General features: G+C 71.0%; 19 protein-coding genes. 7 read left to right on the top strand and 12 right to left on the bottom strand.

Annotation, left to right across the window (positions count from 1 at the left end; all coding sequences use genetic code 11):
• Positions 1 to 32: 32 nt before the first annotated feature.
• On the bottom strand, positions 33 to 2351 hold the full coding sequence (locus tag CRT23_RS09480; RefSeq protein WP_103709470.1) for a TonB-dependent siderophore receptor: 2319 nt from the start codon (positions 2349 to 2351) through the stop codon (positions 33 to 35).
• Between the two features lie 508 nt (positions 2352 to 2859).
• Here CRT23_RS09480 and CRT23_RS09475 point away from each other — a divergent pair.
• The gene (locus CRT23_RS09475; RefSeq protein WP_103709469.1) at positions 2860 to 3606 is read left to right on the top strand and encodes a Crp/Fnr family transcriptional regulator; all 747 of its coding nucleotides are present in this window, start codon (positions 2860 to 2862) and stop codon (positions 3604 to 3606) included.
• 34 nt (positions 3607 to 3640) lie between these two features.
• Here CRT23_RS09475 and CRT23_RS09470 read toward each other — a convergent pair whose 3' ends face one another.
• The 4 genes from CRT23_RS09470 to CRT23_RS09455 all read right to left on the bottom strand — a co-directional run bounded on the left by CRT23_RS09470 (position 3641) and on the right by CRT23_RS09455 (position 7702).
• Positions 3641 to 3946 (bottom strand): hypothetical protein, encoded by a 306-nt coding sequence (locus tag CRT23_RS09470; protein WP_103709468.1) that lies wholly within the window; start codon positions 3944 to 3946, stop codon positions 3641 to 3643.
• A gap of 79 nt (positions 3947 to 4025) precedes the next feature.
• Positions 4026 to 4289 (bottom strand): hypothetical protein, encoded by a 264-nt coding sequence (locus CRT23_RS09465; protein WP_103709467.1) that lies wholly within the window; start codon positions 4287 to 4289, stop codon positions 4026 to 4028.
• 316 nt (positions 4290 to 4605) lie between these two features.
• Complete coding sequence (locus tag CRT23_RS09460) at positions 4606 to 6954, bottom strand: ATP-dependent RecD-like DNA helicase (RefSeq protein WP_103709466.1); 2349 nt, start codon at positions 6952 to 6954, stop codon at positions 4606 to 4608.
• Positions 6955 to 7024: 70 nt separating this feature from the next.
• Positions 7025 to 7702 carry a hypothetical protein gene (locus CRT23_RS09455; protein ID WP_055948982.1) on the bottom strand — a complete coding sequence of 226 codons (678 nt, stop codon included), beginning with the start codon at positions 7700 to 7702 and terminating at the stop codon, positions 7025 to 7027.
• A 209-nt stretch (positions 7703 to 7911) separates the two neighbouring features.
• On the opposite strand from CRT23_RS09455, the gene CRT23_RS09450 reads away from it, so the two are divergent.
• Positions 7912 to 8247 carry a hypothetical protein gene (locus tag CRT23_RS09450; protein WP_103709465.1) on the top strand — a complete coding sequence of 112 codons (336 nt, stop codon included), beginning with the start codon at positions 7912 to 7914 and terminating at the stop codon, positions 8245 to 8247.
• Between the two features lie 112 nt (positions 8248 to 8359).
• On the opposite strand, the gene CRT23_RS09445 is transcribed toward CRT23_RS09450, so the two are convergent.
• On the bottom strand, positions 8360 to 8623 hold the full coding sequence (locus tag CRT23_RS09445; protein ID WP_055949210.1) for a hypothetical protein: 264 nt from the start codon (positions 8621 to 8623) through the stop codon (positions 8360 to 8362).
• 192 nt (positions 8624 to 8815) lie between these two features.
• Here CRT23_RS09445 and CRT23_RS09440 point away from each other — a divergent pair, with 192 nt between their 5' ends.
• On the top strand, positions 8816 to 9598 hold the full coding sequence (locus CRT23_RS09440) for a DUF502 domain-containing protein (RefSeq protein ID WP_055948989.1): 783 nt from the start codon (positions 8816 to 8818) through the stop codon (positions 9596 to 9598).
• 58 nt (positions 9599 to 9656) lie between these two features.
• On the opposite strand, the gene recG is transcribed toward CRT23_RS09440, so the two are convergent.
• Complete coding sequence (recG, locus tag CRT23_RS09435; protein ID WP_055948992.1) at positions 9657 to 11804, bottom strand: ATP-dependent DNA helicase RecG; 2148 nt, start codon at positions 11802 to 11804, stop codon at positions 9657 to 9659.
• 291 nt (positions 11805 to 12095) lie between these two features.
• Between recG and CRT23_RS09430 the strand changes: the two genes are divergently transcribed.
• Entirely contained in the window at positions 12096 to 12389 is a 294-nt protein-coding gene (locus tag CRT23_RS09430) for a succinate dehydrogenase assembly factor 2 (protein ID WP_103709464.1), read from the top strand.
• Between the two features lie 422 nt (positions 12390 to 12811).
• Positions 12812 to 13150 (top strand): hypothetical protein, encoded by a 339-nt coding sequence (locus CRT23_RS09425; protein ID WP_055948998.1) that lies wholly within the window; start codon positions 12812 to 12814, stop codon positions 13148 to 13150.
• Between the two features lie 132 nt (positions 13151 to 13282).
• Here the strand turns inward: CRT23_RS09425 and CRT23_RS09420 are convergent, their stop codons facing one another.
• The gene (locus CRT23_RS09420; protein WP_245436083.1) at positions 13283 to 15295 is read right to left on the bottom strand and encodes a PAS domain-containing methyl-accepting chemotaxis protein; all 2013 of its coding nucleotides are present in this window, start codon (positions 15293 to 15295) and stop codon (positions 13283 to 13285) included.
• Between the two features lie 1134 nt (positions 15296 to 16429).
• On the opposite strand from CRT23_RS09420, the gene mfd reads away from it, so the two are divergent.
• The gene (gene mfd, locus CRT23_RS09415) at positions 16430 to 20026 is read left to right on the top strand and encodes a transcription-repair coupling factor (protein ID WP_103709463.1); all 3597 of its coding nucleotides are present in this window, start codon (positions 16430 to 16432) and stop codon (positions 20024 to 20026) included.
• A gap of 109 nt (positions 20027 to 20135) precedes the next feature.
• On the opposite strand, the gene CRT23_RS09410 is transcribed toward mfd, so the two are convergent.
• Both CRT23_RS09410 and CRT23_RS09405 read right to left on the bottom strand, forming a co-directional pair.
• The gene (locus CRT23_RS09410) at positions 20136 to 20480 is read right to left on the bottom strand and encodes a hypothetical protein (RefSeq protein WP_055949215.1); all 345 of its coding nucleotides are present in this window, start codon (positions 20478 to 20480) and stop codon (positions 20136 to 20138) included.
• 307 nt (positions 20481 to 20787) lie between these two features.
• Complete coding sequence (locus tag CRT23_RS09405) at positions 20788 to 22188, bottom strand: class I adenylate-forming enzyme family protein (RefSeq protein ID WP_348271569.1); 1401 nt, start codon at positions 22186 to 22188, stop codon at positions 20788 to 20790.
• 460 nt (positions 22189 to 22648) lie between these two features.
• Between CRT23_RS09405 and CRT23_RS09400 the strand changes: the two genes are divergently transcribed.
• Positions 22649 to 23443, top strand: a complete 795-nt coding sequence (locus tag CRT23_RS09400; protein ID WP_103709462.1) for an invasion associated locus B family protein — start codon at positions 22649 to 22651, stop codon at positions 23441 to 23443.
• Positions 23444 to 23565: 122 nt separating this feature from the next.
• On the opposite strand, the gene hspQ is transcribed toward CRT23_RS09400, so the two are convergent.
• Positions 23566 to 23892, bottom strand: a complete 327-nt coding sequence (hspQ, locus tag CRT23_RS09395; RefSeq protein WP_244472571.1) for a heat shock protein HspQ — start codon at positions 23890 to 23892, stop codon at positions 23566 to 23568.
• A gap of 107 nt (positions 23893 to 23999) precedes the next feature.
• Positions 24000 to 25052, bottom strand: a complete 1053-nt coding sequence (locus tag CRT23_RS09390; protein WP_103709461.1) for a CoA ester lyase — start codon at positions 25050 to 25052, stop codon at positions 24000 to 24002.
• Between the last annotated feature and the right edge of the window lie 138 nt (positions 25053 to 25190).

The following is a 25190-nucleotide window of genomic DNA, read 5'->3' as shown; positions in this document are numbered from 1 at the left end:
CGTCCTCCGGGGCGCTCTGTGCGGAAGCCGGCTTACCAGCGGTAGCGCAGGGTGGCGTAGACCGTCCGGGGCAGGCCGTAATAGCAGTTCGAATAGCTGAAGCAGCCCGTGACGGTGCGCGCGTCGAGGAGGTTCTGCGCGTTGAGCTGCATCGTGAAGCCGTTGAGCGTCGCGTCGAAGTGCTTCAGGTCGTAGGACAGCACGGCATCGACGAGGACGCTCTCGGGCACCTTGAAGGTGTTGGCCGGGTCTCCCCACGACGATCCGAGATAGCGCACGCCGCCGCCGAGGCCGAGGCCCAGCAGGGGCCCGCCGGTGAAGCGGTAATCGGCGAACAGCGAGACCGTGGTGTCGGGAATCTGGACGGGCGTGCGCCCGAGGAGCGGCACCGGTTGATTGGTGACCTGGTTGAGCGTCGAGGTGATGTCACCGGAGATGCGGGCATCGATGAACGAGAAGCCCCCGATGACGTTCAGGCCCTCGGCGAGGTTCACCCGCGCCTCGAACTCCAGGCCCTGCACGCCGACCGCGCCGGTCTGCACCACGAAGGCCCGATTGACCGGATCGGGATTCGTGGCGTTCGAGCGGCGGATGTCGAAGGCGGCGGCGGTGAGCAGGATGTCGGTGCCGGGCGGCTGGTACTTGATGCCGGCCTCGAACTGGTCGCTGGTGATCGGGGCGGGGATGCGCCCGACCGAGCCGAAATTCGCATCGAAGATCCGCCCCGAGGTGATCGGCTCGAAGGCCTCGCTGTAGGAGACGTAGGGCGCGAACCCGTTGTCGAAGAGGTAGAGCAGGCTCGCCCGGCCGGTGAAGGCCTCGGAGGGCACGTCCTGGTTCGTCACGACGTTCGTGGCGAGGGTCCGGGTCGGGCCGGAGCTGCTGGCCCAGTCGTAGCGGCCGCCGAGGGTGAGGACGAGGCGGTCGAACTTCACCTGGTCCTGGACGTAGACGCCCGTCTGCTCCGACCTGATCCGCGCATCCGTGGTGAAGGGCGGCGTCGGGATGGTCATGGCGTAGTTGGGCGCCAGCACGTTCAGGCTGGGGGCCGCCGGGAAGGCCGAGGACAGCGTCCGGGTCTCGAAGCTGCGGTAATCGACGCCGACGAGGGCGGTGTGCGCGAAGATGCCGGTGTCGAACTTGCCCACGAGATTGTTGTCGATGGTGTAGGCGTCGATGTCGACCTGGGTCGCGATGCGCGAGCGGTCGATGAGCGGGCCGCTGGCGAAGGGACCGGTGGTGTCGTTGAAGGCGCCGTAGACGCTGCGGTAATCGCCCTCGGTGCGCAGGTAGCGCGCCGCCGAGTGGACGTGCAGGGCGTCGTTGATGTCGTGGTCGAAGATGTAGCCGATCGAGGCCTGGGTCCGGTCCGAGCGCTCGAAGGTGCGGTCGCCGTCGTAGAAATCCACCGGCAGGCGACCGGTGAGTCCGCCGCCGAAGTTGCGCCGGAACAGCGTGCCCACGGCGGGGAAGCCGCCGTAGAAGCCCGAGAACGGGTCGCGCTGGTAGTTGCCGATGACGGTGAGCGAGGTCTCGGCGGAGGGCCGCCAGGTCAGGCTCGGATTGATCAGGACGCGCTCGACCTCCGTGGTCACGGCCGGGCCGTCGCCCTTCCAGCCGAGGCCGATGACGCGGTAGGCGAACTGGTCGGCGAGGGGACCCGCCTCGGCGGCCAGGGGGCCGCCGATGTCGAAGCCGCCGCGCACCTCGTTGAAGCCGCCGCCCTGGACGAAGATCTCGCCGTGGCGGACGAATTGCGGGACCTTGGAGACGAAGTTGACGATCCCGCCCGGGCCCGACTGCCCGTAGAGCACCGAGGCGGGACCCTTGATGACGTCGACGCGCTCCACCCGATAGGGATCGACGGACGGCGCGGCGTCGCGGCTGCCCGGCAGCGAGAGGCCGTCGAGGAACAGCGGGGCGGTGAAGCCGCGAATGAAGAACTGGTCGGTGCGGGTCGCGCCGGCGCCGCCGCGCTGCTCGGTGGTCACGCCGGGCGTGTAGCGCAGGGCCTGGGTCAGGGTGAGCGCGTTCTGGTCCTCGATCTGCTGGCGCCCGATCACCGAGATCGACTGCGCGGTCTCGACGATCGGCGTGTCCGTCTTGGTGGCCACCCGGCTCTGGGTGGCGACGTAGCCGCGCAGGGGGCCAACCGCGCCGCCGGGCTGGCTGCCGGACGCGTTCCGGCCCGCGCCGGCGCCCTCCACCGAGAGGATGTCGAGGGTCACCGTCTCGCTCGCCTGAGCCTTTGCTTCGTTGATGGAGACCCCGACCGCAGCAACGCCGGACAGGAGCGTCGCCAGGAGACAGCGTTGGGCTGCCTGAGCGACGGGACGGGGACTCTCAAGCAACGCAAAACGGTTCACAGCCACAGACCATTCCCGGGAGTGCACGAATTCTGTACCGCGAATGTGAATTGACTTACTTTCGCCAGCACCAAAACGTCTTGGCAGAATTCGTAATTCATCTGCAAGGGATATGTTTTTTACTTATTCCAGACTGAAACTGAGAGGGGAACATCGGGCGGACACGGCCTTTAATCCCGGCCTCTGCGAAAAAAACCGCACTGCGACCCCAAGCGCACAACCCGCGGACGCGGCGTCGAACCAGGGACCCCGGATTAGCCACGCTGCGGCCGCGCAGGATGGACCCGGTTTTTCCGATGAATGTCGGGGAACATCCAGAAAGTCGGCCAATCCTCTGAAAGCAATCCGATGTTTTATGTCTGCCTAAATACCATGCAGATCCGGACGGATACTTGAAAATCCCATAAATAAATCTATGTTAAAACCGTCGCCCGCATCCCGCTGCGGGCGGTTGGGAGACCGCCCGCGCTCTTACCGTCCAGGGAGGAGCGTCATGCCGGATCCGTCACAGTCGCGGTCTTCGCCACCCGATCCGGTCCGGCAGGCCGCAGTGCAGAACCTGCTCCTGCGGGCGATGGGGCCGGAGGATTTCACCCGGCTCGCGCCGCACCTGGAGCCGATGGCGGGCGATTTCCGCCAGTTCCTGATCCGGCCCAACCAGCCGGTCGAGCGGCTGTACTTTCCCGAGAGCGGATTCGTCTCGATCGTCACCGAGGCCTCGGCCGGCCGGGTCGAGATCGGCCTGGTGGGGCGGGAGGGCCTCGTCGGCGCCACGCCGATCCTGCTCGACAGCGATCGGACGCCGCACCAGGCCTACGTGCAGAACGCCGGCCGCCTGCTCGCCATCGACGCCCCGGCGCTCCTGGCGGCCGTCGGGCAGAGCCCGTCCCTGCGCCATCTGCTGCTGCGCTTCGTCCAGGTCCAGATCGTCCACCTGGGCAAGACCGCCTTCGCCAACGCCACCTTCACCATGGACGTGCGCCTGGCCGCCTGGCTGCTGATGTGCCACGACCGGATCGACGGCGACGACATCGCCATCACGCACGAGTTCCTGGCCCTGATGCTGGGGGTGCAGCGCTCGGGGGCGACCCTCGCGGTCCAGATCCTCGAGGGCCAGCACCTGATCCGGGCGCGGCGCGGGCGCATCACCATCCTCGACCGCCCGGCGCTGCTCGATCTGGCGGACGGGAGCTACGGCACCGCCGAGGCCGAGTACGCCCGGCTCATCGGCGGCGCCTGATCCCCGCGCGGGGCACATCCCCGACAGGAGCCGCTCAGGCCGCCAGGGGCAGGGCCTCCGGCACCGGGGCGGCCGAGCGGATCGCGAGGAAAGCCTCCACGGCCGCCAGGGAGTCGAAGGCCATGAATTCCGGGCGCAGGGGGGCGGGAAGCCCCGCGAAGGTCAGGCTCCGGAACGTGTCGGGATGGGGATAGAGCTGGTACGGCCCACCCGGATCCAGGGGCGGGAACAGGATCGCCACCTTCCGGCCGCCGAGCCGGACGAGGCGGGTGCTGCTGTAGGACAGGGTCTCGATCGTGTAGGCGGCCCGCTTCGACGCGCCCTTCGTGATGCCTCGCATGGTGCCTTCCTCGCTTGCGTCTCGTCTTCGAACCGCGCCGGAGGCCGCCCCCGGTCCCCGCCCATCCGGCCTCAGGATTTCACGCCGCCCTGGCCACCCGCATCAGCTCGCAGAAGGCGAGGAGCAGGACGCGCCGGCCCCCGGCGTCGTGGACGTCGACGATCCAGTCCGACCAGTCGAGTTGCGCCCCCACCCGCTCCATGGCGTGCAGGGCCACCTCCACGGCGTGGAAGCGGATCTGGGACTGGTCGGCGATGGCGATCCCCGTCGGGTCGATGATGGCCACGTGGCCGTCGGTGCAGTGGAACCGGTAGTGGGAACGGGGATCCCGCAGGACGGTCATGTCCGGGCCTCCAATGCCCGGGACGTCCCTGTCGGGAGCGTCACCGGGGCCTGTTGTCCGGTGTTCGAGACCGGCGCGTGCGACGTCGTCCCGAGGATATAAGTTCTTCTTTTGTTCTCATCAAGATTCCGGCCCTGCGCGTTCTGACGCGGGCTTGAACAGCCTTGAACAGTCTTTGCGCGGCCTTTGCGCGGCCTTGCGGCAAAGCTTGCCCAGGAACATCCGGGACCTGGGCGGTGCCGGTCGCGCACGCCTCCGGAGCCTGCGTCCTCACTCCGGATCTTGGACCCTGCCTCGTCCGCGGCCGAGACCGTTCCTAGCCGCGCTCGCGCAGCCACTGGCCGAGCTTGGTCCAGCGCCGGGTCTGGCGGCTGCCGGACACCGCCGTCCGGATCGCCCGGGGCTGGCCCACCAGCACCACGAGCTGCCGGCCCCGCGTCACCGCCGTGTAGAGCAGGTTGCGCGCCAGCATGGTGAAGTGCTGGTTCACGATCGGGATCACCACGGCCGGGTACTCGGAGCCCTGGCTCTTGTGGATGGTGGTGGCGAAGGCCGGCACCAGGGTGTCGAGCTCGCCGTACGGGTAGGCGACCTCGCGCCCGTCGAACGCCACGATCACCGCCTGGTCCTCGGCCTCGAGGCGCACCACCCGCCCGAGATCGCCGTTGAAGACGTCGCGGTCGTAGTCGTTCTGCGTCTCCATCACCCGGTCGCCGGGGGCGAAGCGCCAGCCGAAGCGCTCCACCGCGGTCTCGGGGGGCGGGTTCAGCACCTGCTGGAGGGCGTGGTTCAGGTTGCGGCTGCCCAGAACCCCGCGCAGCATCGGTGTCAGCACCTGGATGTCGCGCAGGGGGTCGAGGCCGAAGCGGGCGGGGATGCGCCGCGTCACCACCTCGATCAGCCGGTCGAGGCCGATCTCGGGATCGTCCACCGCGATCCAGTAGAAATCCGCCGCCGCGTCCGGGGACACGCCCCCCGGCCCCGGAGATTCCGCCTCCGGCCCCGGAGGTCCGGATTCCGGCCCGGGAGGCCTTGCCTCCGGCATCAGGCCGCGATTGATCCGGTGCGCGTTGACGACGATCCGGCTCGCCGCGGCCTGGCGGAAGACCTCGGTCAGGCGGGCGACCGGGACGCGCTCCGAGGCGATGAGGTCGGCCAGGACCTGGCCCGGCCCCACGGAGGGCAGCTGGTCGACGTCGCCCACGAGGAGCAGGGCCGCCCGCTCCGGCACCGCCTTCAGGAGGGCGTTCATCAGCGGCACGTCGATCATCGAGGCCTCGTCCACGACGAGGAGGTCGCAATCGAGGGGGTTCTCGGCGTCGCGGGCGAAGCCGCCCCGGGCCGGGTCGACCTCCAGCAGCCGGTGGAGGGTCCTGGCCGGGAGCCCGGTCTGCTCGGTCATGCGCTTGGCCGCCCGGCCGGTGGGGGCGGCAAGGAGCACCCGCACCCCCTTGGCGACGAGGATGCGCAGGAGCGAGTCCAGCGTGCTGGTCTTGCCGACCCCCGGGCCGCCGGTGAGGACGCAGAGCCGGGCGGCGAGCATCGTGCCGATGGCGGCGGCCTGCGAGGGCGACAGGGTCTTGCCCGTGCGGCCCTCGACCCAGGGGATCGCCCGGGCGAGGTCGATGGCGGGCCAGGGCGGGGCCCCGTCGCGGCGGTCGATCAGGCGGTCGGCGATGGCGCGCTCGGCCCCGTGCAGGCCCTTGAGGAACAGGCAGGTCTCGGCCCCGGACGTCCCGACCGCGATCGTGTCCGCCACCACGTCCGCGCCGCGCAGTTCCAGGGCGATGGCGAGGCGGATCAGGTCCGGCTCGACCTCCAGCAGGCGCTGGGCCAGCGCCACCAGGCGCTCGGTGGGCAGGCCGCAATGGCCCTCGTCGGTGGCGGTCTGGAGCGCGAAGGTGACCCCGGCGCGCAGGCGCTGCGGCGCCTCCCGGGCCATGCCGAGGCGCATCGCGATGGCGTCGGCCGTGCGGAAGCCGATGCCGCGGATGTCGCGGGCGAGCCGGTAGGGATCCTGCGTCATCACCGCGATCGCGTCGCGGCCGTAGGTCCGGAAGATGCGCACGGCCCGGGCGGTGCCGACCCCGTGGGCGTGCAGGAAGATCATGATCTCCCGCACCCGCTTCTGCTCGGCCCAGCCGCGCAGGATGCGGGCGGCGCGCTTGGGGCCGATCCCCTCCACCTCCGTCAGCCGGCCGGGCTCCGCCTCGATGACCGCGAAGGTGTCCGCGCCGAACAGGGCCACGATGCGCTGCGCCATGGCCGGGCCGATGCCCCGCATCTGACCGGAGGCGAGGTAGCGCACGATGCCCTCGCGGCCCGTCGGCGGCGTCACCCGCAGGGTCTCGGCCCGGAACTGCAGCCCGTGCTGGCGGTCGCTGGTCCAGCGGCCCGCGGCGGCGATCCACTCGCCCGCCGCGATCGCCGGGGCGTGCCCCACCACCGGCACGAGGTCGCGCTTGCCCGCCGCCTGGACCTTGAGCACGCAGAAGCCGGTCTCGGCGTTGTGGAAGGTGACGCGCTCGATGGTGCCCGCGAGGGTGTCGGGGGGCTCCCGAGACGCCTGAAGCCGAGACGCTTGAGGTCGAGTCCCCTCAAGCCGAGCCTCCTCAAGCCGAGTCTCCTGGCCTGCCTGCGGTTCGAGATCTCCCGGGCGGATCATCCTGTTCACGCCACCGGCCCTGCGTCACGGCGTCCTGGAGCGGGCCGCCGCGGCAGCCCGGTTTCGGGGGTCAGGCCGCGCGCCGGCCCGGCTTTTTGGGCGGCCAGCCCAGGGCGACGAGGCGGGCGCGGGCGTAGTCGCGGACCTCGTCCCGGGTGCCCGGCGGCATCCGGGCGAGCACCTGCTGGGTCTCGGCGTCGAGCATCAGGTCGGTGACGGCGTCGATGCTGTCCTGGTCGTCGATGCGGCGCTTCAGGTCGGCCTCGGCCTCGGTCACCGCGTCGAACGGGTCGGAGTCCGCGAAGGCGTCGTCGACGGCCTGGATCGCGGCCGGGGACCCGGCCCGGAACTCGTCCGCCTCCTCCTCGGAATAGACGAGGCCGTGCAGCTCCAGGAGCTTGAGGATCACCCGGTCCTTGGCCCGCTTCTCGGCCATGGCGTAGACGTAGCCGGCCTGCTTGCCCGAGACCCGGTAGTTCACGTTGACCAGGGCCTCGCCGATCGACCACTCGACCCGCTCGGTCCCGGCCTTGGCGCCTGCCATCCGACCAGTGACCAGGATCACGGCCTCGTCGCGCTCGGCCCGCACCAGGGTCGGCGGGTCGAAGGCGATGCCGGCCTGGGCGGCGATCCGCTCCAGGGTCCGGTGGTAGATCACCGCCGTGCCCTGCACCCGCCAGACATTGCCGCCGAAGGGTTCACCGTAGCGGACCAGGATGTCCGCGATCTGCTTGTCCGCCGTTCGCATCAGGCCTTCTCGTCGAGGCTGCCCAGGAGGCTGGGCGCAGGCCGTGACCCACGGCCACGTTCCTGATATGTTCCAGAAGATGTGATGTGGTCCCTGGGCCGTGTCATGACAAGTGGGCGCCCACGTGGATGCGTTGACGCCGAACTCGCCGTAGAAGAGGCGCCGGACCTCTGCTGTCCTCCGGAGCCGCAGCGCGAACAGGAGCGCCGATGACCTCGCTGATCTTCTCCGTGTCGAGCCCCGAGGGCGAGGGCACTTACCGGATGGAGGCGACGAAGACCTCGCGCGGCGTGCGTTTTACCTGCACCTGCCCCGAGGGCGTGGCGCAGGCGCATTGCGAGCACCGCATCGCCCTGCTGCTCGGGGAGGTCGGCCACCTCGTCTCGGTCGATCCGGCGGCGGTCGCGGCGCTCTCCGCCCTGACCCGGGGCTCGCCCCTGATGCACGCCATCCACCGGCTGGCGCAGGCGGAGGCCGCCGAGGCCGAGGCCCGCGCCGACCTGGAGCGCGCCCGGCAGGTGCTCGCCACCATCTTGGGCGGCTGAGGCCGCCATCCTCTCGGGCGGCTGGGGCCGCCATCTTGGCCGCATGACGCCGCCATCTCGGGCGGGCGCCGCCGCCGGGGGGCGCAGATTCCGGGATTTCGCGCGGCGCGGCTCAGCCCCGGTCGGGCCGGGCCTCCCAGATCGCCGCCTCGACGAAGGGGCGCTTCAGCTGTGGGCCGGCGCCGCTGCGCAGGACGAAGTCGTTGGCGCCGGGATGGCGGCGGATGGCCTTGCCGAGGTTCAGCCGGTAGCCCGCCCCGAACACGAAGGGCGGCGCCATCGGGTTGGCCATGTAGGCGTCCACGGCCGCCGTCACCTCGGTCGCGGGAATGAGGCCCAGGTCGCACAGGGCGCGAATCGTCAGCTTCTCGGTCATGCGCTCCTCCATAGGCCCCCGGGGGGCCGGGCCGCAACGCGACCCGTCGCACGGGGCGCGGACGCGGTCTTGAGCCGCGGGAGCGCAGGGGCTACCTCTTGGGACGGGGGCCAAGCTTGCCGGAACCCCGGCTCCGCGCCGCGCGGGGCAGGGACGTTCCGAAACGCCGTCCCCTCGGCCGAAAGTGCATCCGTGGCGCCCACCCTTTCCCCACCGCTCCCCCCACCCGAGCCCGAGGCCGGTGCCCGCCCGCGGGTGAGCGCGCGGGGCCGCCTGCGGACCTACTTCCTCACCGGCATCATCGTGTCGGGGCCACTCGCCATCACGATCTACCTGACCTGGTGGTTCATCAGTCTCATCGACGGCTGGGTGAAGCCCCTGGTGCCGGCGAGCTACCTGCCCGACCATTACCTGCCGTTCTCGATCCCGGGGCTGGGCCTCCTGATCGCCTTCGTGGCGGTGACCCTGCTGGGCTTCCTCACCGCCAACCTGGTGGGGCGCAGCGTCGTCGAGTTCGGCGAGGTGCTTCTGGCCCGCACGCCGGTGATCTCCGGGCTCTACAAGGGCCTGCGCCAGATCTTCGAGACCCTGTTCTCCGCCAACGGCACCTCGTTCCGCACGGTCGGCCTCGTGGAATTCCCCGTGAAGGGCACCTGGTCCGTGGTGTTCCTGTCCGCGCCGGCCGCCCCGGACGTGCAGGCCGCCCTGGGCCCGGGGGGCGACCATGTCGGCGTGTTCCTGCCCTGCGCGCCCAACCCCACCACCGGGTTCTTCTTCTACCTGCCGCGCACCGACATCGTGGAGATCGCCATGAGCGTCGACGACGCGGCCAAGCTGGTGATGTCGGCCGGCGTGATCCAGCCCGACGACCCGCATGCGCGCGATTCCCACACCAAGGATCCGCAGGCGCGCTTCCAGGCCATGGCGGCCTCCCTGCGGGCGACCCACGGGGACGCGCCCAAGATCGACGCCTGAGGTCGATGCCTGAGATCCCAAGATCGACGCCTGAGATCGACGCCCGACCCGGACGGGGTCAGCCCGCCCCGAGCAGGCGGATCGCCGCGTCGCGCTCGAACAGGTAGAGCAGCACCCGGAGCGCCTGGCCGCGCGCGCTCTTCAGGCCGGGGTCGCGCTGGACCACGAGCTGCGCGTCGTCGCGGGCCACCTGGAGCAGTTCGGCGTCGTTCTCCAGGCTGGCGAGGCGGAAGGCGGCCATCCCGGATTGCCGGGTGCCCAGCACCTCGCCCTCGCCGCGCAGGCGCAGGTCCTCCTCGGCGATGCGGAAGCCGTCCTCGGTCTCGCGCATCATCTCGAGGCGCGCCCGCGAGACCTGGCCGAGGGGGCCGCGATAGAGCAGGAGGCAGGTGGAGGCGCGCGTGCCCCGCCCGACCCGGCCGCGGAGCTGGTGGAGCTGGGCGAGGCCGAAGCGCTCGGCATGCTCGATGACCATGATGGTGGCCTCCGGCACGTCGACGCCGACCTCCACCACCGTGGTGGAGACGAGGATCTTGGTCTCGCCCCGCTGGAAGCGCTCCATGGCGGCGTCCTTGTCGGGCCCCGGCATCTTGCCGTGGATCAGCCCGACCGCATCGCCGAAGCTGTGGCGCAGGTCCGCGAAGCGCTCCTCGGCCGCGGCGAGGTCGACGAACTCGGATTCCGCCACCAGGGGGCAGATCCAGTAGACCCGGTCGCCGGCGGCCAGCGCCCGCCCCAAGCCCGCCACCACCTCGTCGAGGCGGTCGGTGGAGACGAGGCGGGTGGCGATCGGCTGGCGCCCGGCCGGCTTCTCGTCGAGCACCGAGACGTCCATGTCTCCGAAGCAGGTCAGCGCCAGGGTCCGGGGAATGGGCGTCGCCGTCATCACCAGGATGTCGACGGCCGCGCCCTTGGCTCCCAGCGCCAGGCGCTGGTGCACGCCGAAGCGGTGCTGCTCGTCCACCACCGCCACGCCGAGATCGGCGAAGACCACGCTGTCCTGGAACAGCGCGTGGGTGCCGACCACGATGTCGACCGCGCCCGCCGCCAGGGCCGCCAGGGTGGCGCGGCGCTCCGAGGCCTTGTCGCGCCCGGTGAGGAGGCGCAGGCGCAGGGGCGCGGCCAGGGGGGCCAGGCGTTCGAAGTGCTGGCGCGCCAGGATCTCGGTGGGGGCCATCAGGGCCGCCTGGCGCCCGACCTCCACGGCCGAGGCCATGGCGAGCAGGGCCACCGCGGTCTTGCCGGCGCCGACATCGCCCTGGAGCAGGCGCAGCATGCGCCGGTCGGAGGCGAGGTCGCCGCGGATCTCGGCGACGGCCCGCCGCTGCGCCCCCGTCAGCCCGAAGGGCAGGGCGGCCTCGATCCGGCCGCTGACGCGCCCGTCCCCCGCATTGGCCCGGCCGGGGGCCCGGCGGTTGCGGGCCCGCATCAGGGCGAGGGCCAGCTGCGAGGCCAGGAGCTCGTCGTAGGCCAGGCGCCGCCGGGCCGGGGAGCGCGGGGGGGCGCCGCCGCCCTCGGGCACGGGGGGCGGGGCCGCCTCCGGCCGGTGCTCGGCCCGCAGGGCGTCGGCGAAGGCCGGCAGCCCCTCGCGGGCCGCCCAGGCCGGGTCCAGCCACTCGGGCAGCACCGGCAGGCGCTCCAGGGCGGCATGGGCCAGCTTCGAGATCGCCCGGGAGGTCAGGCCCTCGGTGGCGCCGTAGATCGGCTCGACGGTGGGCTGGGCGGCGAGCCCCGCCTCGTCGACGATGCGGGCGGGATGGACCATCTGGCGCTGCCCGTCCCAGAGGTCGATGCGCCCGGTGACGTAGCGGTGGCTCCCCAGCGGCAGCATCTTCTCGACCCGGGCCTGGGGCATGCCGAAGAACACCAGGGTGACGTCCCCGGTGGCATCCTCCACCAGCACCCGGAAGGGCCGCCGGCCCGCCCCGGGCTGGGGCGCCCGGTAGCCCGTCACGGTGACGCCCACGGTGACGGGCTCGCCGGGGGGCGCCTCGGCGATGGAGCCCATCAGGCGCCGGGCGACGCCGCCCTGCGGCAGGTGGAACAGGAGGTCGACGATCCGGGCCGGCTGCTCGGGCGTGCCCAGCAGCCGCTCGATCATCGGCGCCATCTTGGGCCCGATGCCGGGCAGGCCGCGCGCGGGCGCGAAGAGGGCATCGAGGACGCTCGGGCGGAGCAGGGGCTGGCGGGACGCGGCGTCGGTCATGCGGCTCGGAGGCGGAAAGCGGGCGGAAGGAAATCGCGAGGAAGCAAAGCTCGAGGAAGGGCGCCCGGAGGAGGGGGCAGGCCCGGGTGGAATCGGACGGCGCGGGCGCGGGCGCCCGCCCCGCGCACGGGCGGGATGGCGGCGCGGCCCGCTGTCTCTATATACGCCTCGGAAGGCTTGGTCCCGCGGCGGATGACGCACGGGGGCCGGGCCGGGGCCGCCCTGATTTCACAGGATCCTCCGATCCAGGGATCACGGCATCCCGGGATCACAGCATCACAGGCTGACCGCATGTCCGGCACCACCCGCACCAGCGCCGACCTCGATCCGCGCCGCCGCCGCACCCTCTTCCGCGCCTGGCACCGCGGCATCCGCGAGATGGACCTGATCATGGGCCGCTTCGCCGATGCCGAGATCGGCACCTTCACGGAGGAAGAGCTCACCACCTTCGAGGCCCTGATCGAGGTGCCCGACCGCGACCTGTTCCGCTGGCTGACCGGCGAGGACGCGGCGCCCACGAACTACGACACCCCGGTCTATCGCCGCCTCAAGGCCTTCCACAAGCACGACGCGCCGATCCACTAGGCCACGGGGCGGCTCGCGCCCCGTCCCGCCCCCGGGATTGCCGCGTCTCCGGTTGGTCAGTCTCTGGTTCGTGGGCGCCGCAGGCGGCCGCCGCGACGCCGGGGTCGTGCGAAGAGCCTCGAAAGGGTGGGGTCGACCCGGACCGTCACCGCAGAACATCAGAAGACACGATATCAAAAGATAAGACGAACACTGGCCGGGAGGACTCTTTCTGCCCCCGATCCGCGGGAGCAGACCGTAGATCCTCAGACGTCGGCAGCGATACCCAAAAAACGATCGAGTTGTTCTACCGCGAATCAACCAAATCGGTTCAAAACTTCGTCAGAATCAAGGGCGCAATGCTTTTGAAACTTTCGCGACTTACTCTGCGCTTGAGAACAGACAAGAAAAATATAGCGCAGGTCTATATTATGGGATCCTTGATGAAGCGGCGCGTTTTCGCGTATGCGGCGGGTTTGACCTGTTGTTTCGGGTGCCTCCACGCCTACGCCCATGCCGCGAACGTCGCCGGCATCGTGATCCAGAAAGCCCGACAATTCGGCTTCCAGGCCGTCACCCTGCAGGCCGGCGGGTCCATCGTGCTGTCCAACGAGGAGGCGACGGCCGTCCACCACGCCTATATCGAGGCGGACGGCATCCGCCGCGACTTCGGCGACCAGGCCCCCGGCAGCCGCACCACGATGGTGTTCCCGCAGCGGGGCGACTTCCTCGTCCTGTGCGGCGTGCATCCGAAGATGAAGCTCGCCGTCCACGTGGACTGAGCGGCCGGCCGCCGCCCGCGGCCGCGGCCGAGCGGACCCGCCGCGCGATCCGCTCGGATGGGCATCGGTCCCGGCAGATCTTGTCCCGGGCAGCGCTTGTCCCGGGCCGATCTTGTCCCGGAACAGGTTCGGTCACCGACCGTGGGCGTGCACCGCCGGCCGGCGGTCGGCCGAGGACAGGAACTGCACGTTCAGGCTGGTGCCGGACCGGTTCCGCACGGCGCAGTCGAACCGGCGTCCATCCCCGTCGACGACGACCGCGAAGCGGTCCGGCACCGTTGCGGGCTGGCCCAGTTGCAGGCGCGCGCCGCCTTCGGACAGGTCGCGGATGGAGCAGGCGATGCGCGCGCCGCCGGGCAGGTGGATCGCGGCGCGCAGGAGGACGCGCGTCCGCCGGTCGGTGCGCCGCTCCTCCATGCCGATGGTCCAGTCGTCCAGGCCCGTGCTGATGCTCGACACCCCGTCGGCCGCCTGCTGCATGCTGGCCAGGATCGCGCCCGTGGCCTGGGCCTGCTCGTCCATCGCGGCGGTGACGCCGTCGACATGCCGGCTGATCGTGCCGATCGCCGCCGTGATCGTCGCCAGGGTGGTGGCGACCTCGCCGGAGACCGCCTGCATGCCGGCGATCTCGCTGCTGATCCGGTTCGTGGCGGCGGCGGCCTGGCCGGCCAGGTTCTTCACCTCGGTGGCGACCACCGCGAAGCCGCGCCCGGCCTCGCCGGCCCGGGCCGCCTCGATCGTCGCGTTAAGGGCCAGGAGATTGATCTGCTGGGCGATGTCCGTGATCATCGTGGCGACGCCGCTCATCGCCTGGGCCGCGCCCCGCAGCCGCTCTGTGGCGGCATCCGCCTCCCCGGCCCGGCCGTGGATGTCGTCCACCACGGTCTTGGACTGGGCCATGCTGCGGGAGATGTCCAGCGCGGAGGCGTTCATGACGTCGGCCGCGTCCGTGACCGCCTGGACGTTGTCGAGGGTGCGCTCGGCGGCCTCGACCGCGACGGAGCGCGCCGCCATGTTGGCGGTGACGTCGGTGGCGTACTTGACGATCTTGGTCAGGCGGCCGGCGGGATCGAAGATCGGGTTGTAGCTGGCCTGGATCCACACGGACCGGCCGCCCTTGCCGAAGCGCTGGAACATGCCCGACGCGAAGCGGCCGGCGCGCAGGCGGTCCCAGAAGGCGGCATACTCCGCCGTCTGGGCGTAGCCGGGCTCGACGAACTGGGCGTGCGGCCGGCCCCGGATCTCCTCGATCCCGTAGCCGAGCGCCGTCAGGAAATTGGCATTGGCGTCGAGGACGGTCGCGTCGGGGGCGAACTCGATCACCGCCTGCGAGCGGTTGACCGCCGCCAGCTGCGCCATCGCGTCCGCGACCTGCAGCTTCTGCGCGGTGATGTCGGTGGCGAACTTGACCACCTTGATCGGCACCCCGTCCCGGTCCCGGATCGGGTTGTAGGTGGCCTGGATCCAGATCTCGCGGCCGCCCTTGGCGATGCGCTTGAACTCGCCCGAGCGGAACTCGCCGCGGGCGAGTTCCACCCAGAACGCGCGGTACGCGGCCCCGGCGCGCTCCTCCGGGTCGACGAACAGGCCGTGATGGCGGCCCTGGACCTCGTCGAGGCTGTAGCCCACTGCGGCCAGGAAATTGGCGTTGGCCGCGAGGATCGTGCCGTCGAGGCCGAATTCGATGACGGCCTGGGAGCGCTGCAGGGCCTCGAGTTGCCCGTCATGGTCGATGGCCCGCAGCACCTCCGCGGTGACGTCGGTGGCGAGCTTGACCACCCGGGTCACGCGCCCGGCCCGATCGCGGACCGGGTTGTAGGTGGCCTGGATCCAGACCGCCCGGCCATCCTTCGCGAAGCGCTTGAACGCGCGCGTCTGCGGCTCGCCGCGGCGCAGGGCGTCCCAGAACGCGCGGTAGGCCTCGCTGGCCTGCTCCGCGGGGGAGACGAAGCGCCCGTGGGGCTGTCCCGTCACCTCGGAGAGGCTGTAGCCCATCAGGTCGAGGAAGAGCCCGTTGGCGGTGAGCACCGTGCCGTCGGGGGTGAACTCGATGCGCGCCCGGGACCGGTCGATGGCCGCCATCAGCGCGCGCAGATCAGTGTCGAAGAACGGCACGGAGGTGTTCCCGCGATGCGCATCCCGCATCTGCGCTCTTTCTATTCGCTTTCCATTAAGCAAACCCGAAACACCTTAAAGGCGAGCGACCGATGAACACCAAACTTTGACGACCCATGCCCTGCGGAGACCGAGACTGACCGTTCGGTTGCTGAAGGGAAGCCCCGGCGTTGCTCGGCAGGCGAGGGGCCGCCCCGATCGGGTGGCGGCCCTCGCGGTCGGCACCGGGGCTGGCCGGCCGGCCGGGCCGGCAAAAACCTTGACAATATTCCTAAATCGTGTTCCTCTCTCCCGACCTGCCGCCCGTACGAATCGGGAGCCCGACCGGAGACCGACCGGGTGGGCTTGGGGGCGGCGGGGCGGTGCCCGCGTCGGTGGCTTCGGTCGCTGCCGCCTCGGGCGACGGCTCGCTATGACCGCCGGCTCGGCACAGGGCGGCGCGCCGGGGGAGGAAATGCCCCCGCCGTCCGACCCGTCGCTGGGACAGCGGGAAGAAGCTGCGGCGCCGCCCATGACGAGGCGGCGTGCGACGAAGGCTCGCTCCGAAGCGTGCGGGGTCTCCCCAGAACCCGCCGAACTTAGCGCCAGCGCGAGACCCGTCGGAGACACCGCGACGCCAACGGCCGCGGCGGCGACGCCGGCGCTCAGGGACGCCGGGGAACCGGCACATCATCAAGCGCAACACAGGGTTCCGCGGCGTCCCGCGTCCCCGTTCCGCGCCTCGAACCCGGGTGCGTCGACCCTGCGGCGACGCGCCCGACTTGGGCCATGCCCCCGGCGCGGAACCGCGCGCGGGGGTGAAGCCGCGTGGGAAGACAGACCGGGACGACGGGGGCACCCGCTCCCGCAGAGGGACGGGGGAGCCTGGGGCGGGAGAGACTGGGGCGGGAGAGATTGGGGGCGGGGGAGACGGGGTCAGGGGAGCCTGCGCGCTCGGCCGCTGCGCTGGATCAACGCGGTGGGGTGCGTTAACGCCGGTACGGGGGCGCCCGGGTCTGGTAAGGACCGGGCCCGCGGTTACATACGGTCCGGGCCCGCGCGTCCCTCGCGCCCCGGCACCCCTGACCCGTCCGGCGCGGTGGCCGGCGCGGTCCTTCAGACGAACGAAGCCGGACGAACCGTCAGGGTCCGACCGGCGCAGCACGAGTGCAAAACCCCGACCCGATGGCCAAACCCCAACCCGCCAAGCCCCAAGCCAAAGCCCCCGCGCCCCAGACGGCGCGCTTCGCCCTGCCGAAATCCGGTGCCCTCGCCCGGGCCCTGGAGGCGCTGAAGCGCGGCGACAGCCCGACGCTCGCCAACGTGCCGGAGGGGTTCGACGCGGTGGTCGTGGCGGACCTCGCCCGGGCGCTCAGCCGCGACGTCGAGGGGCCGGCGGTGCTGGTGCATGTCGCCCGCGATTCCGGGCGCTCGGCCGCCTTCGTCGGCGCCCTGAAGTTCGTCGCCCCCGAGATCGAGACGCTGAGCGTGCCGGCCTGGGACTGCCAGCCCTACGACCGGGTCTCGCCCAACGGCGCCATCGCGGCCCAGCGCATGACGGCCCTGTCGCGGCTCGCCCGCTCGCGCTCCTCCGAGGAACAGCCCCGCATCCTCTGCACCACGGTCAACGCGCTGATCCAGCGGGTGCCGCCCCGAGAGAAGATCGCGACCGAGACCTTCTCGGCGGCGATCGGCAACGTGGTGCCGATGGACACCGTGACGGCCTGGGTCGAGGCCAACGGGTTCCTGCGCACGGGGACGGTGCGGGACACGGGCGAGTACGCGGTCCGCGGCGGCATCCTCGACCTGTCGCCGCCGGGGCTGCCCAACCCGATCCGTCTCGACTTCTTCGGCGACACCCTGGAATCGATCCGCGCCTTCGACCCCGAGACCCAGCGCACCATCGGGCAGCTGCGCTCCCTCGACCTCGTGCCGATGAGCGAGGTCCAGCTCACCACCGAGACCATCCGGCGCTTCCGCCAGGGCTACGTCTCGAATTTCGGGGCCGCCACCCGCGACGACCGGCTCTACGAGACGATCAGCGAGGGCCGGCGCTATGCCGGCCTCGAGCACTGGATGCCGCTGTTCTACGACCACCTCGACACGCTGTTCGACTACGTGGCCGGCGTGCCGATGGTGTTCGACGCCCAGGTGGACGAGGCGGCGGGCGAGCGCCTGACCCTGATCCGCGACTATTACGACGCCCGCGCCGAGGCGATGAAGGCGCCGTCCCCCGGAGTCGCGCCCTACAAGCCCCTGAAGCCCTCCGCCCTCTACCTCACCCCCAACGAGTGGCGCGACCGGGTCGCGGCGGCCTCCGTCGCCCGGCTCTCGCCGTTCTCGATGCCGGAGAGCCCGGACCGGGCGACCATCGACTGCGAGGGCCGCCAGGGCCGCAGCTTCGCCGCCGAGCGCGCCGACGAGGCCGCCAGCGTGTTCGACGCGGCGGTCGCCCACGTGAAGGACCTGCAGGGATCCGGTCATCACGTGATCCTGGGCTCCTGGTCCGACGGCTCGCGCGACCGGCTCTGCTCGGTGCTGGCCGATCACGGCCTGAAGAAGCCCGTGGCGATCAACACCCTCGTGGCGGTGAACGCCCTGAAGCGCGGCACCGACATCGCCGTCGCGGTCTGGGGCCTGGAATCCGGCTTCGTCGTCGACCGCCTCGCGGTGATCTCGGAGGGCGACATCCTCGGCGACCGGCTGGTGCGCCAGAAGCGCAAGGCCAAGCGCCCGCAGGACATCATCCTGGAGGTGCAGGCCCTCCAGCCCGGCGACCTCGTGGTCCATGCCGACCACGGCATCGGCCGCTTCGTCGGCCTCAAGACCGTGACGGCCGCGGGGGCGCCGCACGATTGCCTGGAGATCCAGTATGCCGGCGGCCTGCTGCTGCTGCCGGTGGAGAACATCGAGCTCCTGACGCGCTACGGCTCGGAGGATGCCGAGGTGGCCCTCGACCGCCTCGGCGGCGGCGCCTGGCAGGCCCGCAAGGCCAAGATGAAGAAGCGCATCCTGGAGATGGCCGGCCAGCTCATCCGGATCGCGGCCGAGCGCTTCGTGCGGCAGGCCCCGCGCCTGCACGCGCCGGAGGGGCTCTACGACGAGTTCGCCGCCCGCTTCGCCTTCAACGAGACCGAGGACCAGGCCAACGCCATCGACGCGGTGCTCACCGACCTCAATGCCGGCCGGCCGATGGACCGCCTCGTCTGCGGCGATGTCGGCTTCGGCAAGACCGAGGTGGCGCTCCGCGCCGCCTTCGCGGGGGCGCTCGGCGGCAAGCAGGTGGCGGTGGTGGTGCCCACCACGCTCCTGGCGCGCCAGCACTACCGGACCTTCGCCGAGCGCTTCAAGGGCTTGCCCGTCGAGGTCGCCCAGATGTCGCGCTTCGTCTCCACCACGGAGATGAAGCGGGTGCGCGACGGCCTCGTCGCCGGCACCGTCGACATCGTGGTCGGCACCCACGCCCTGCTGGCCAAGAACGTCGCCTTCAAGGATCTCGGCCTCATCATCGTCGACGAGGAGCAGCATTTCGGCGTGGCCCACAAGGAGCGCCTCAAGGCCCTCCAGGCCGACGTGCACGTGCTCACCCTGTCGGCGACGCCGATCCCCCGCACCCTGCAGCTCGCCATGACGGGGGTGCGCGAGCTCTCGATCATCGCGACGCCGCCGGTGGACCGCCTGGCCGTGCGCACCTTCGTGACGCCGTTCGACCCGCTGCTGATCCGCGAGGCCCTGCTGCGCGAGCGCTACCGCGGCGGCCAGTCGTTCTACGTGGTGCCGCGCATCGAGGACCTCGCCGAGGTCAAGCGCTTCCTCGACCAGGAGATGCCCGAGACCAAGGTGGCGGTGGCCCACGGCCAGATGGCGGCGGGCCAGCTCGAGGACGTGATGACGGCCTTCTACGAGGGCAAGTTCGACGTGCTGCTCTCCACCACCATCGTCGAATCCGGCCTCGACATCCCCACCGCCAACACGCTCATCGTGCACCGGGCCGACATGTTCGGCCTCGCCCAGCTCTACCAGCTGCGCGGCCGCGTCGGGCGCGCCAAGGCCCGGGCCTACGCTCTGTTCACGACGCCGGCCAACCGCACCCTCACGGTCCAGGCGGAGAAGCGCCTGCAGGTGCTCCAGACCCTCGATACGCTCGGCGCCGGCTTCCAGCTCGCCTCCCACGACCTCGACATCCGCGGCGCCGGCAACCTGCTCGGCGACGCCCAGTCCGGCCACATCAAGGAGGTCGGCTACGAGCTCTACCAGCAGATGCTGGAGGACGCGGTCACGGCCCTGAAGGCCGGCATCGACGAGCCGGTGGAGGAGGCCTGGTCGCCCACCATCGCGCTCGGCGCGCCGGTGACGATCCCGGAGGACTACGTCGAGGACCTCACCGTCCGCCTCGGCCTCTACCGCCGGCTCTCGACCCTGGAGAACGACGCCGAGATGGAGAGCTTCGGCGCCGAGCTCATCGACCGCTTCGGCTCGCTGCCGCCGGAGGTGGAGCAGCTCCTCAAGATCGTCACCATCAAGATCCTGTGCCGCGACACCAACGTGGAGAAGGTCGAGGCCGGCCCGAAGGGCGTCGTCGTCCACTTCCGCGACAAGGCCTTCGCCAACCCGCAGGGGCTCGTGGCCTACGTCGCCGAGCAGGCCTCCTTCGCCAAGGTGCGGCCGGACATGAGCATCGTCTTCGTCCGCGAGCTCGACACGATCCCGGAGCGCCTGAAGGTGACGACGACGATCCTGCGCAGCCTGTCCACGATCGCCCGGCGCAAGAAGGCGGCGTAGCCGGGGGGAAGCAGGCGGCGTGAGGGCCGGAACGCGAAAAGGGCGCGCCGCCGGCACGCCCTTTTCGCAAGGAAGACAACAGGTTGGGATGGTCTCTTCGACCGCCCCCTCAGAGGTCCGGGTGGTTCAGCACGTAGGGGCCGATCTGGCTCTGCAGGTCGATGCAGGCGCCAGACCGGCGGCCCATCGTCTCGTCGACGACGATCACCGGGATGCCGGCCTGGCGCATCTGCTCGCGCAGGCGCTCGGAGAGCTGGGCATAGGCCGGATCGCGCCGGGACGAGGCCTGGAGCAGGATGGCGGCAGGGCGCGCGATGACCGCGAGCACATCGTGCGCCGCCTCAAGCGAGGCGGTGACGCTGGCGTAGCCGAGCTCGGCAAGCTCGGCGGCGAGCGAATGATCGATGGCGCGATGACCATCGTCGACAACGAGAACTTGTTGCAGCGCACCCATGAGCATCAGTGCTAGCCCATCCTTTGTCCCTTGGAAAGAGACCCGTGTGACAACACACGTGAGGGCGGTTGGTTCGCCGGCCACGTTCCGGACGTGACCCTGCCGCCGACTCCCTGAGCGGCGGATGAACCGAACCGATGCGGCGCATCATTCGGTGGGGCTGGCACGCGCGGCCCGCGACCCAACCCGTTCCGGTGAATCGGCAATCCGGCTTTCGGCAGTGCAATCGCGGCGTGGCGGCGGGAGCGGTGGCCGATCGCCAGCGGGCCTCCCGCTCCCCCGGCTGGCCGCCCGGAAGCCGGGCGGTTCAGGCGCGCCGGATGGCGAGGGTGCGGTCGTCCTCGACGCCGGCGGCGAAGGGCGAGGGCGCCCAGGCGTCGACCGTCTCGGGGATCAGGATATCGCGCTGCAGCGGCTCGGCGTGGCAGGCCCGGCCCCGGAAGGCGAGGTGCCCGTCCGGGTCCCGCCGCAGGGCCATGAGGGTCGAGAACAGGTGCGCGCGCTCGGGATGGGTCAGCGCCAGGGCGACGTCGTTGGCCTCCCGGGCACCGGCCAGGAGGGCGGTCTCGTCGAAGGCGACCACGTCGATGACCGGGCGATGAGCCTCGGAGGCCAGGGTGCGCGGACCGAGGCGCCCCGGGGCGCGATGCGCGAGGACGATGGCCTCCAGCGTCCGCGGCAGGCGGCTGGCGGCGAGGTTTCGCTCCAGCGCCGCCGGTACGACGAGGCGGGTCGGCAGCGGCCGGCCGAGGGCGTCGGCAAAGCTGCGGGCCTCGAACACCGGGAGCGTCTCGAGGCCGGCACCCGCCACGAGGGCCGCCCCGAGGCCGGTCACGAGGCCGCGCAGGTCGCTCTGCGGCACCAGGCTGAGGATGCGGTCCCCGGGCTGAACCCGCGCGGTGACGAGGTAGACGGCGATGGCCGCTAGCAGGGCATCGCCGCTGCGGTGGACCGGATGGGCGGGATCGCCCGCGGTGAAGCTGATGAGGCCGCCGGGCCCGGGGACGAAGGGGCCGCCCGCATGGTCGAGGGCCATGGCGTCGAGGCTGATCACGCCGTCCGGAACGTCCGGGCCGAAGGCGGCGAGGTAGCGCAGCCCGAAATACCGGACCGCGACCCGGCACAGGCGCTCGGCCAGGGCGAGGGGGCCGAACCGGGTCTGGGTGATGACCGCCGGGAGGGCGGCCTGCTGCACGGCGGCGAGGAGCCCCTCCTCGTCGAGGCTCAGCGGCAGGAGGCACGGGATGTGGCCGGCAGCCTCCACGGCCAGGTAGGCGAGAAAGCTCTCGGAGCTGCCCGGGAGGGCGATGCCGATGCGGCTGCCGGGGGCCAGGCGCCAACTGCGCAGGCCGTTGGCGAGGCGGGCGACGATCTCGGCCGCCGCCGCGTAGGTCCAAGTGATGGCGGGCCGCCCGCTCCAGAGGGGCTTGTGCGGCGGATCGACGAAGGCGACGCGCTGGGGATGGGCATGGGCCGTCCCCGCCAGAAGGGTGCAGAGGCGCTGCGCCCGGGGCGGAACCCGCACGCTATCGGGCCCCTCGCCCGCAGGACTCCCCGGCGCGGCCCCGGACCCGACCAGGGCCGGACGGCCGGGTCCGGGCAGGGGCCCGCCGGCCACGCGGCGGCTGGCCTGGGATAGGGGAATTCCCGCCCGGACCGAGTCCAGGAGATGGGAGGCTTGGAACTGGGCTGCTTGCTGCGCCGGCACGTACGCTGACTCCCGCGACCCACCGTTCATGAAGGTTTAGGGTTAAGCCCGCCTTAACCCCGGCGCCGCCGCGGCCCGCCGGCTACGGCCGTGGTGTCATGTCTTCGCCGCATTCGGGGGGAAAGCAGGCCGCCCTGTCGTCGGGACGGGACTGCGCCATCGATGGTGCGGTCCGCGGGTTGCCGCGCGGTGGCGGAGGGTCTCATCCGCTGCACCGCTGCGATCCCGGTCCAGTCGTGGTCTCGGCCCAGGGGGATGTCGGCTTCGAAGCGATCTCGGTCGAAAGGTGCCTGTCCGGCGGGCCTGGTGCGATGAATGCGCCGGGCCAGGGCCGAACGGACGTCCGAACGCCCGAAGCGCCCTTGAAGTCCGAACCGTTCGATGCGAATCCGCGCCCCAGCTTCGAGGCGCATCCCGCGAGCCGAATCCGTTACGCCGTCATCTTAAGGGGTCAGAGCTGATGTTCTTCGCCAACCGTCCCGCGCGCCCGCTGCGCGTCGCCGCGTTCCTCGCCCTGGCGGGCCTTACCGGAGTGACGGGGGTTGCCGGACCGGCTCTCGCGCAGGGAGGCAAGGGCAAGGCCGTGCCGGCCCCGACCGCCCCCGCGCCGACGGCCCCCCCGGCCGCCGCTCCCACCGGCGCGGCCCAGACGGGCCCGCAGATCGTCAACGTGAAATCCGATCCGGCCCAGACGGAATGGACCAAGGTTTGCGGCAAGGACCAGGCCAGCGGCACCGACGTCTGCTACACCACCCGTGACTTCGTCTCCGATCAGGGCCAGCCCGTGCTCGCGGTCGCCGTCTACGAGATGAAGAATGCCGTTCAGAAGCAGGAAGTGCGGGTGATCCGCTACCTGCTGCCCCTCGGCCTGCTGCTGCAGCCGGGCATCCGCTTCACCATCGACGGCCAGCAGGGCACCGCCGGCAAGTTCGCCGTGTGCTTCCCCAACGGCTGCTTCGCCGAGGCCGGCAATGTCGGCCCCGAGCTCGTCACCGCGATGAAGAAGGGCACCACCCTCAACGTCAGCGTCCAGAACCAGACCCAGCGCGAGGTCACCTTCGCGGTGCCGATCACCGGCTTCGGCAAGGCCTTCGACGGCCCCGCCATCGATCCGAAGGTGCTGGAGGAGCAGCAGAAGAAGCTGCAGGCCGAGCTGGAGAAGCGCAGCGAGGACATGCGCAAGAAGCTCGAGCAGCAGAACGCCAACGGCGCGGCACCGGCCGCCGGTGCGCCGGCCACCGCGCCGAAGCCCTGAGATCGCAACTCCCGCCGGCCGCTCGCGCGGCCGGCCTTCCAACGCAATGAGGCCGGGCGCGATGCCCGGCCTCATTGCGTTTCACGGGCCTGTCTCCCGGCGCCGATCGGCCCGGTGGGGTCTCAGTTGGCGTGGGCAGCCCCGCGCATCCGGTAGCTGCCATCGGCGCCGCGCTCGAACACCTCGGCGATCCCGGTATGCCGGAGGGCCTCCCCGGAGGTGTCGGTCACGAGGTTCTGCTCGGACACGTAGGCCACGTATTCGCTCTCCGCATTCTCGGCGAGCAGGTGGTAGAACGGCTGGTCCTTGCGTGGCCGGACCTCCTCGGGAATCGCCAGCCACCATTCCTCGGTGTTGTCGAACACCGGATCGATGTCGAAGACGATGCCGCGGAAGGGATAGATGCGGTGGCGCACGACGGCACCGAGGCCGAACTTGGCGGTTCTCATCACGGAATCAGCAGTGATCGTATCGGTCATGCGACGGAAAATAAGCGGCTCCGGGCCACTTGTCATCGGCGGAGCACCGCCGATGACGAAGGGGAGGCGAAAAACGCTCAGGCGAGACCGTAGGTCTTGGCGAGTTCCGGATCCTTCTCGGCCACGAGCTTGGCGAGATCGACGATGACCTTGGCCTGCTTCCAGGTGGCATCGTCCTGCATCTTGCCGTCGAGCATCACCGCGCCGGTGCCGTCGGGCATCGCCTCGACGATCCGCACCGCGAAGGCGACCTCCGCCGGGTCGGGGGCGAAGACCCGCTTGGCGATGGCGACCTGATTCGGGTGCAGGGTCCAGGCCCCGGCGCACCCCATCAGGAAGGCGTTGCGGAACTGGGCCTCGCAGGCCTCTCCGTCGGAGAAGTCGCCGAAGGGGCCGTAGAAGGCCTTGAGGCCGTTGGCCATGCAGGCATCGACCATCTTGGCGATGGTGTAGTGCCAGAGGTCCTGCTGGGCGGAGGCCCGGGCGGCCCCGTCCTGGGTCGGATCGGCAATGACCCGGTAATCCGGATGGCCGCCGCCGACACGGGTGGTCTTCATGCCGCGGGAGGCCGCGAGGTCGGCGGGTCCGAGGCTCATGCCGTGCATGCGGGGCGAGGCGGAGGCGATGGCATCGACGTTGGCGACCCCCTCGGCGGTCTCCAGGATGGCGTGGACGAGGATCGGCTTGGTCACGCCGTGCCGGGCCTCGAGCTGAGCCAGCAACTGGTCGATGTAGTGGATGTCCCACGGCCCCTCGACCTTGGGCACCATCACGACGTCGAGCTTGTTCCCGACCTGGGAGACGATCTCGAACAGGTCGTCGAGAATCCAGGGCGAGTTCAGGGCGTTGATCCGGGTCCAGAGGCCGGTGCCGGAGGCGGCGAAATCGGTGGCCTGGGCCATGGCCACGAAGCCCTTGCGGGCGGCCTCCTTCTGGTCGATCGGCACCGCGTCCTCGAGGTTGCCCAGAACCACGTCGACGGTGGCGGCGAGCTCCGGCACGCGGGCCCGGACCTTGTCGTTGTGGGGCGGAACGAAGTGGATCATCCGCTCCAGCTTGACGGGAAGCTCGCGGAAGGGCGCCGGTGCGCCGGTGGCGAGCGGCTGGAAGAAGCGGCGTGGCAGTTTCATGAGGGTTTCTGGCTCCCAGGAGTTTCTTTGTGTGAGATGCGTTTTGTGTGTGAGATCGGCGTCCCGAACCAGCGGTTAGGGCAAGGTTGACCCTACCGTAAAGGTGCGCGGGCGCACGCACGCCGTTTGCCGTGCCGT

The organism is Methylobacterium sp. V23 (genome assembly GCF_002917135.1).
Taxonomy (GTDB): Bacteria; Pseudomonadota; Alphaproteobacteria; order Rhizobiales; family Beijerinckiaceae; genus Methylobacterium.
The sequence above is the reverse complement of the archived record's forward strand: the minus strand, read 5'-3'. Positions and strand labels throughout refer to the sequence as shown.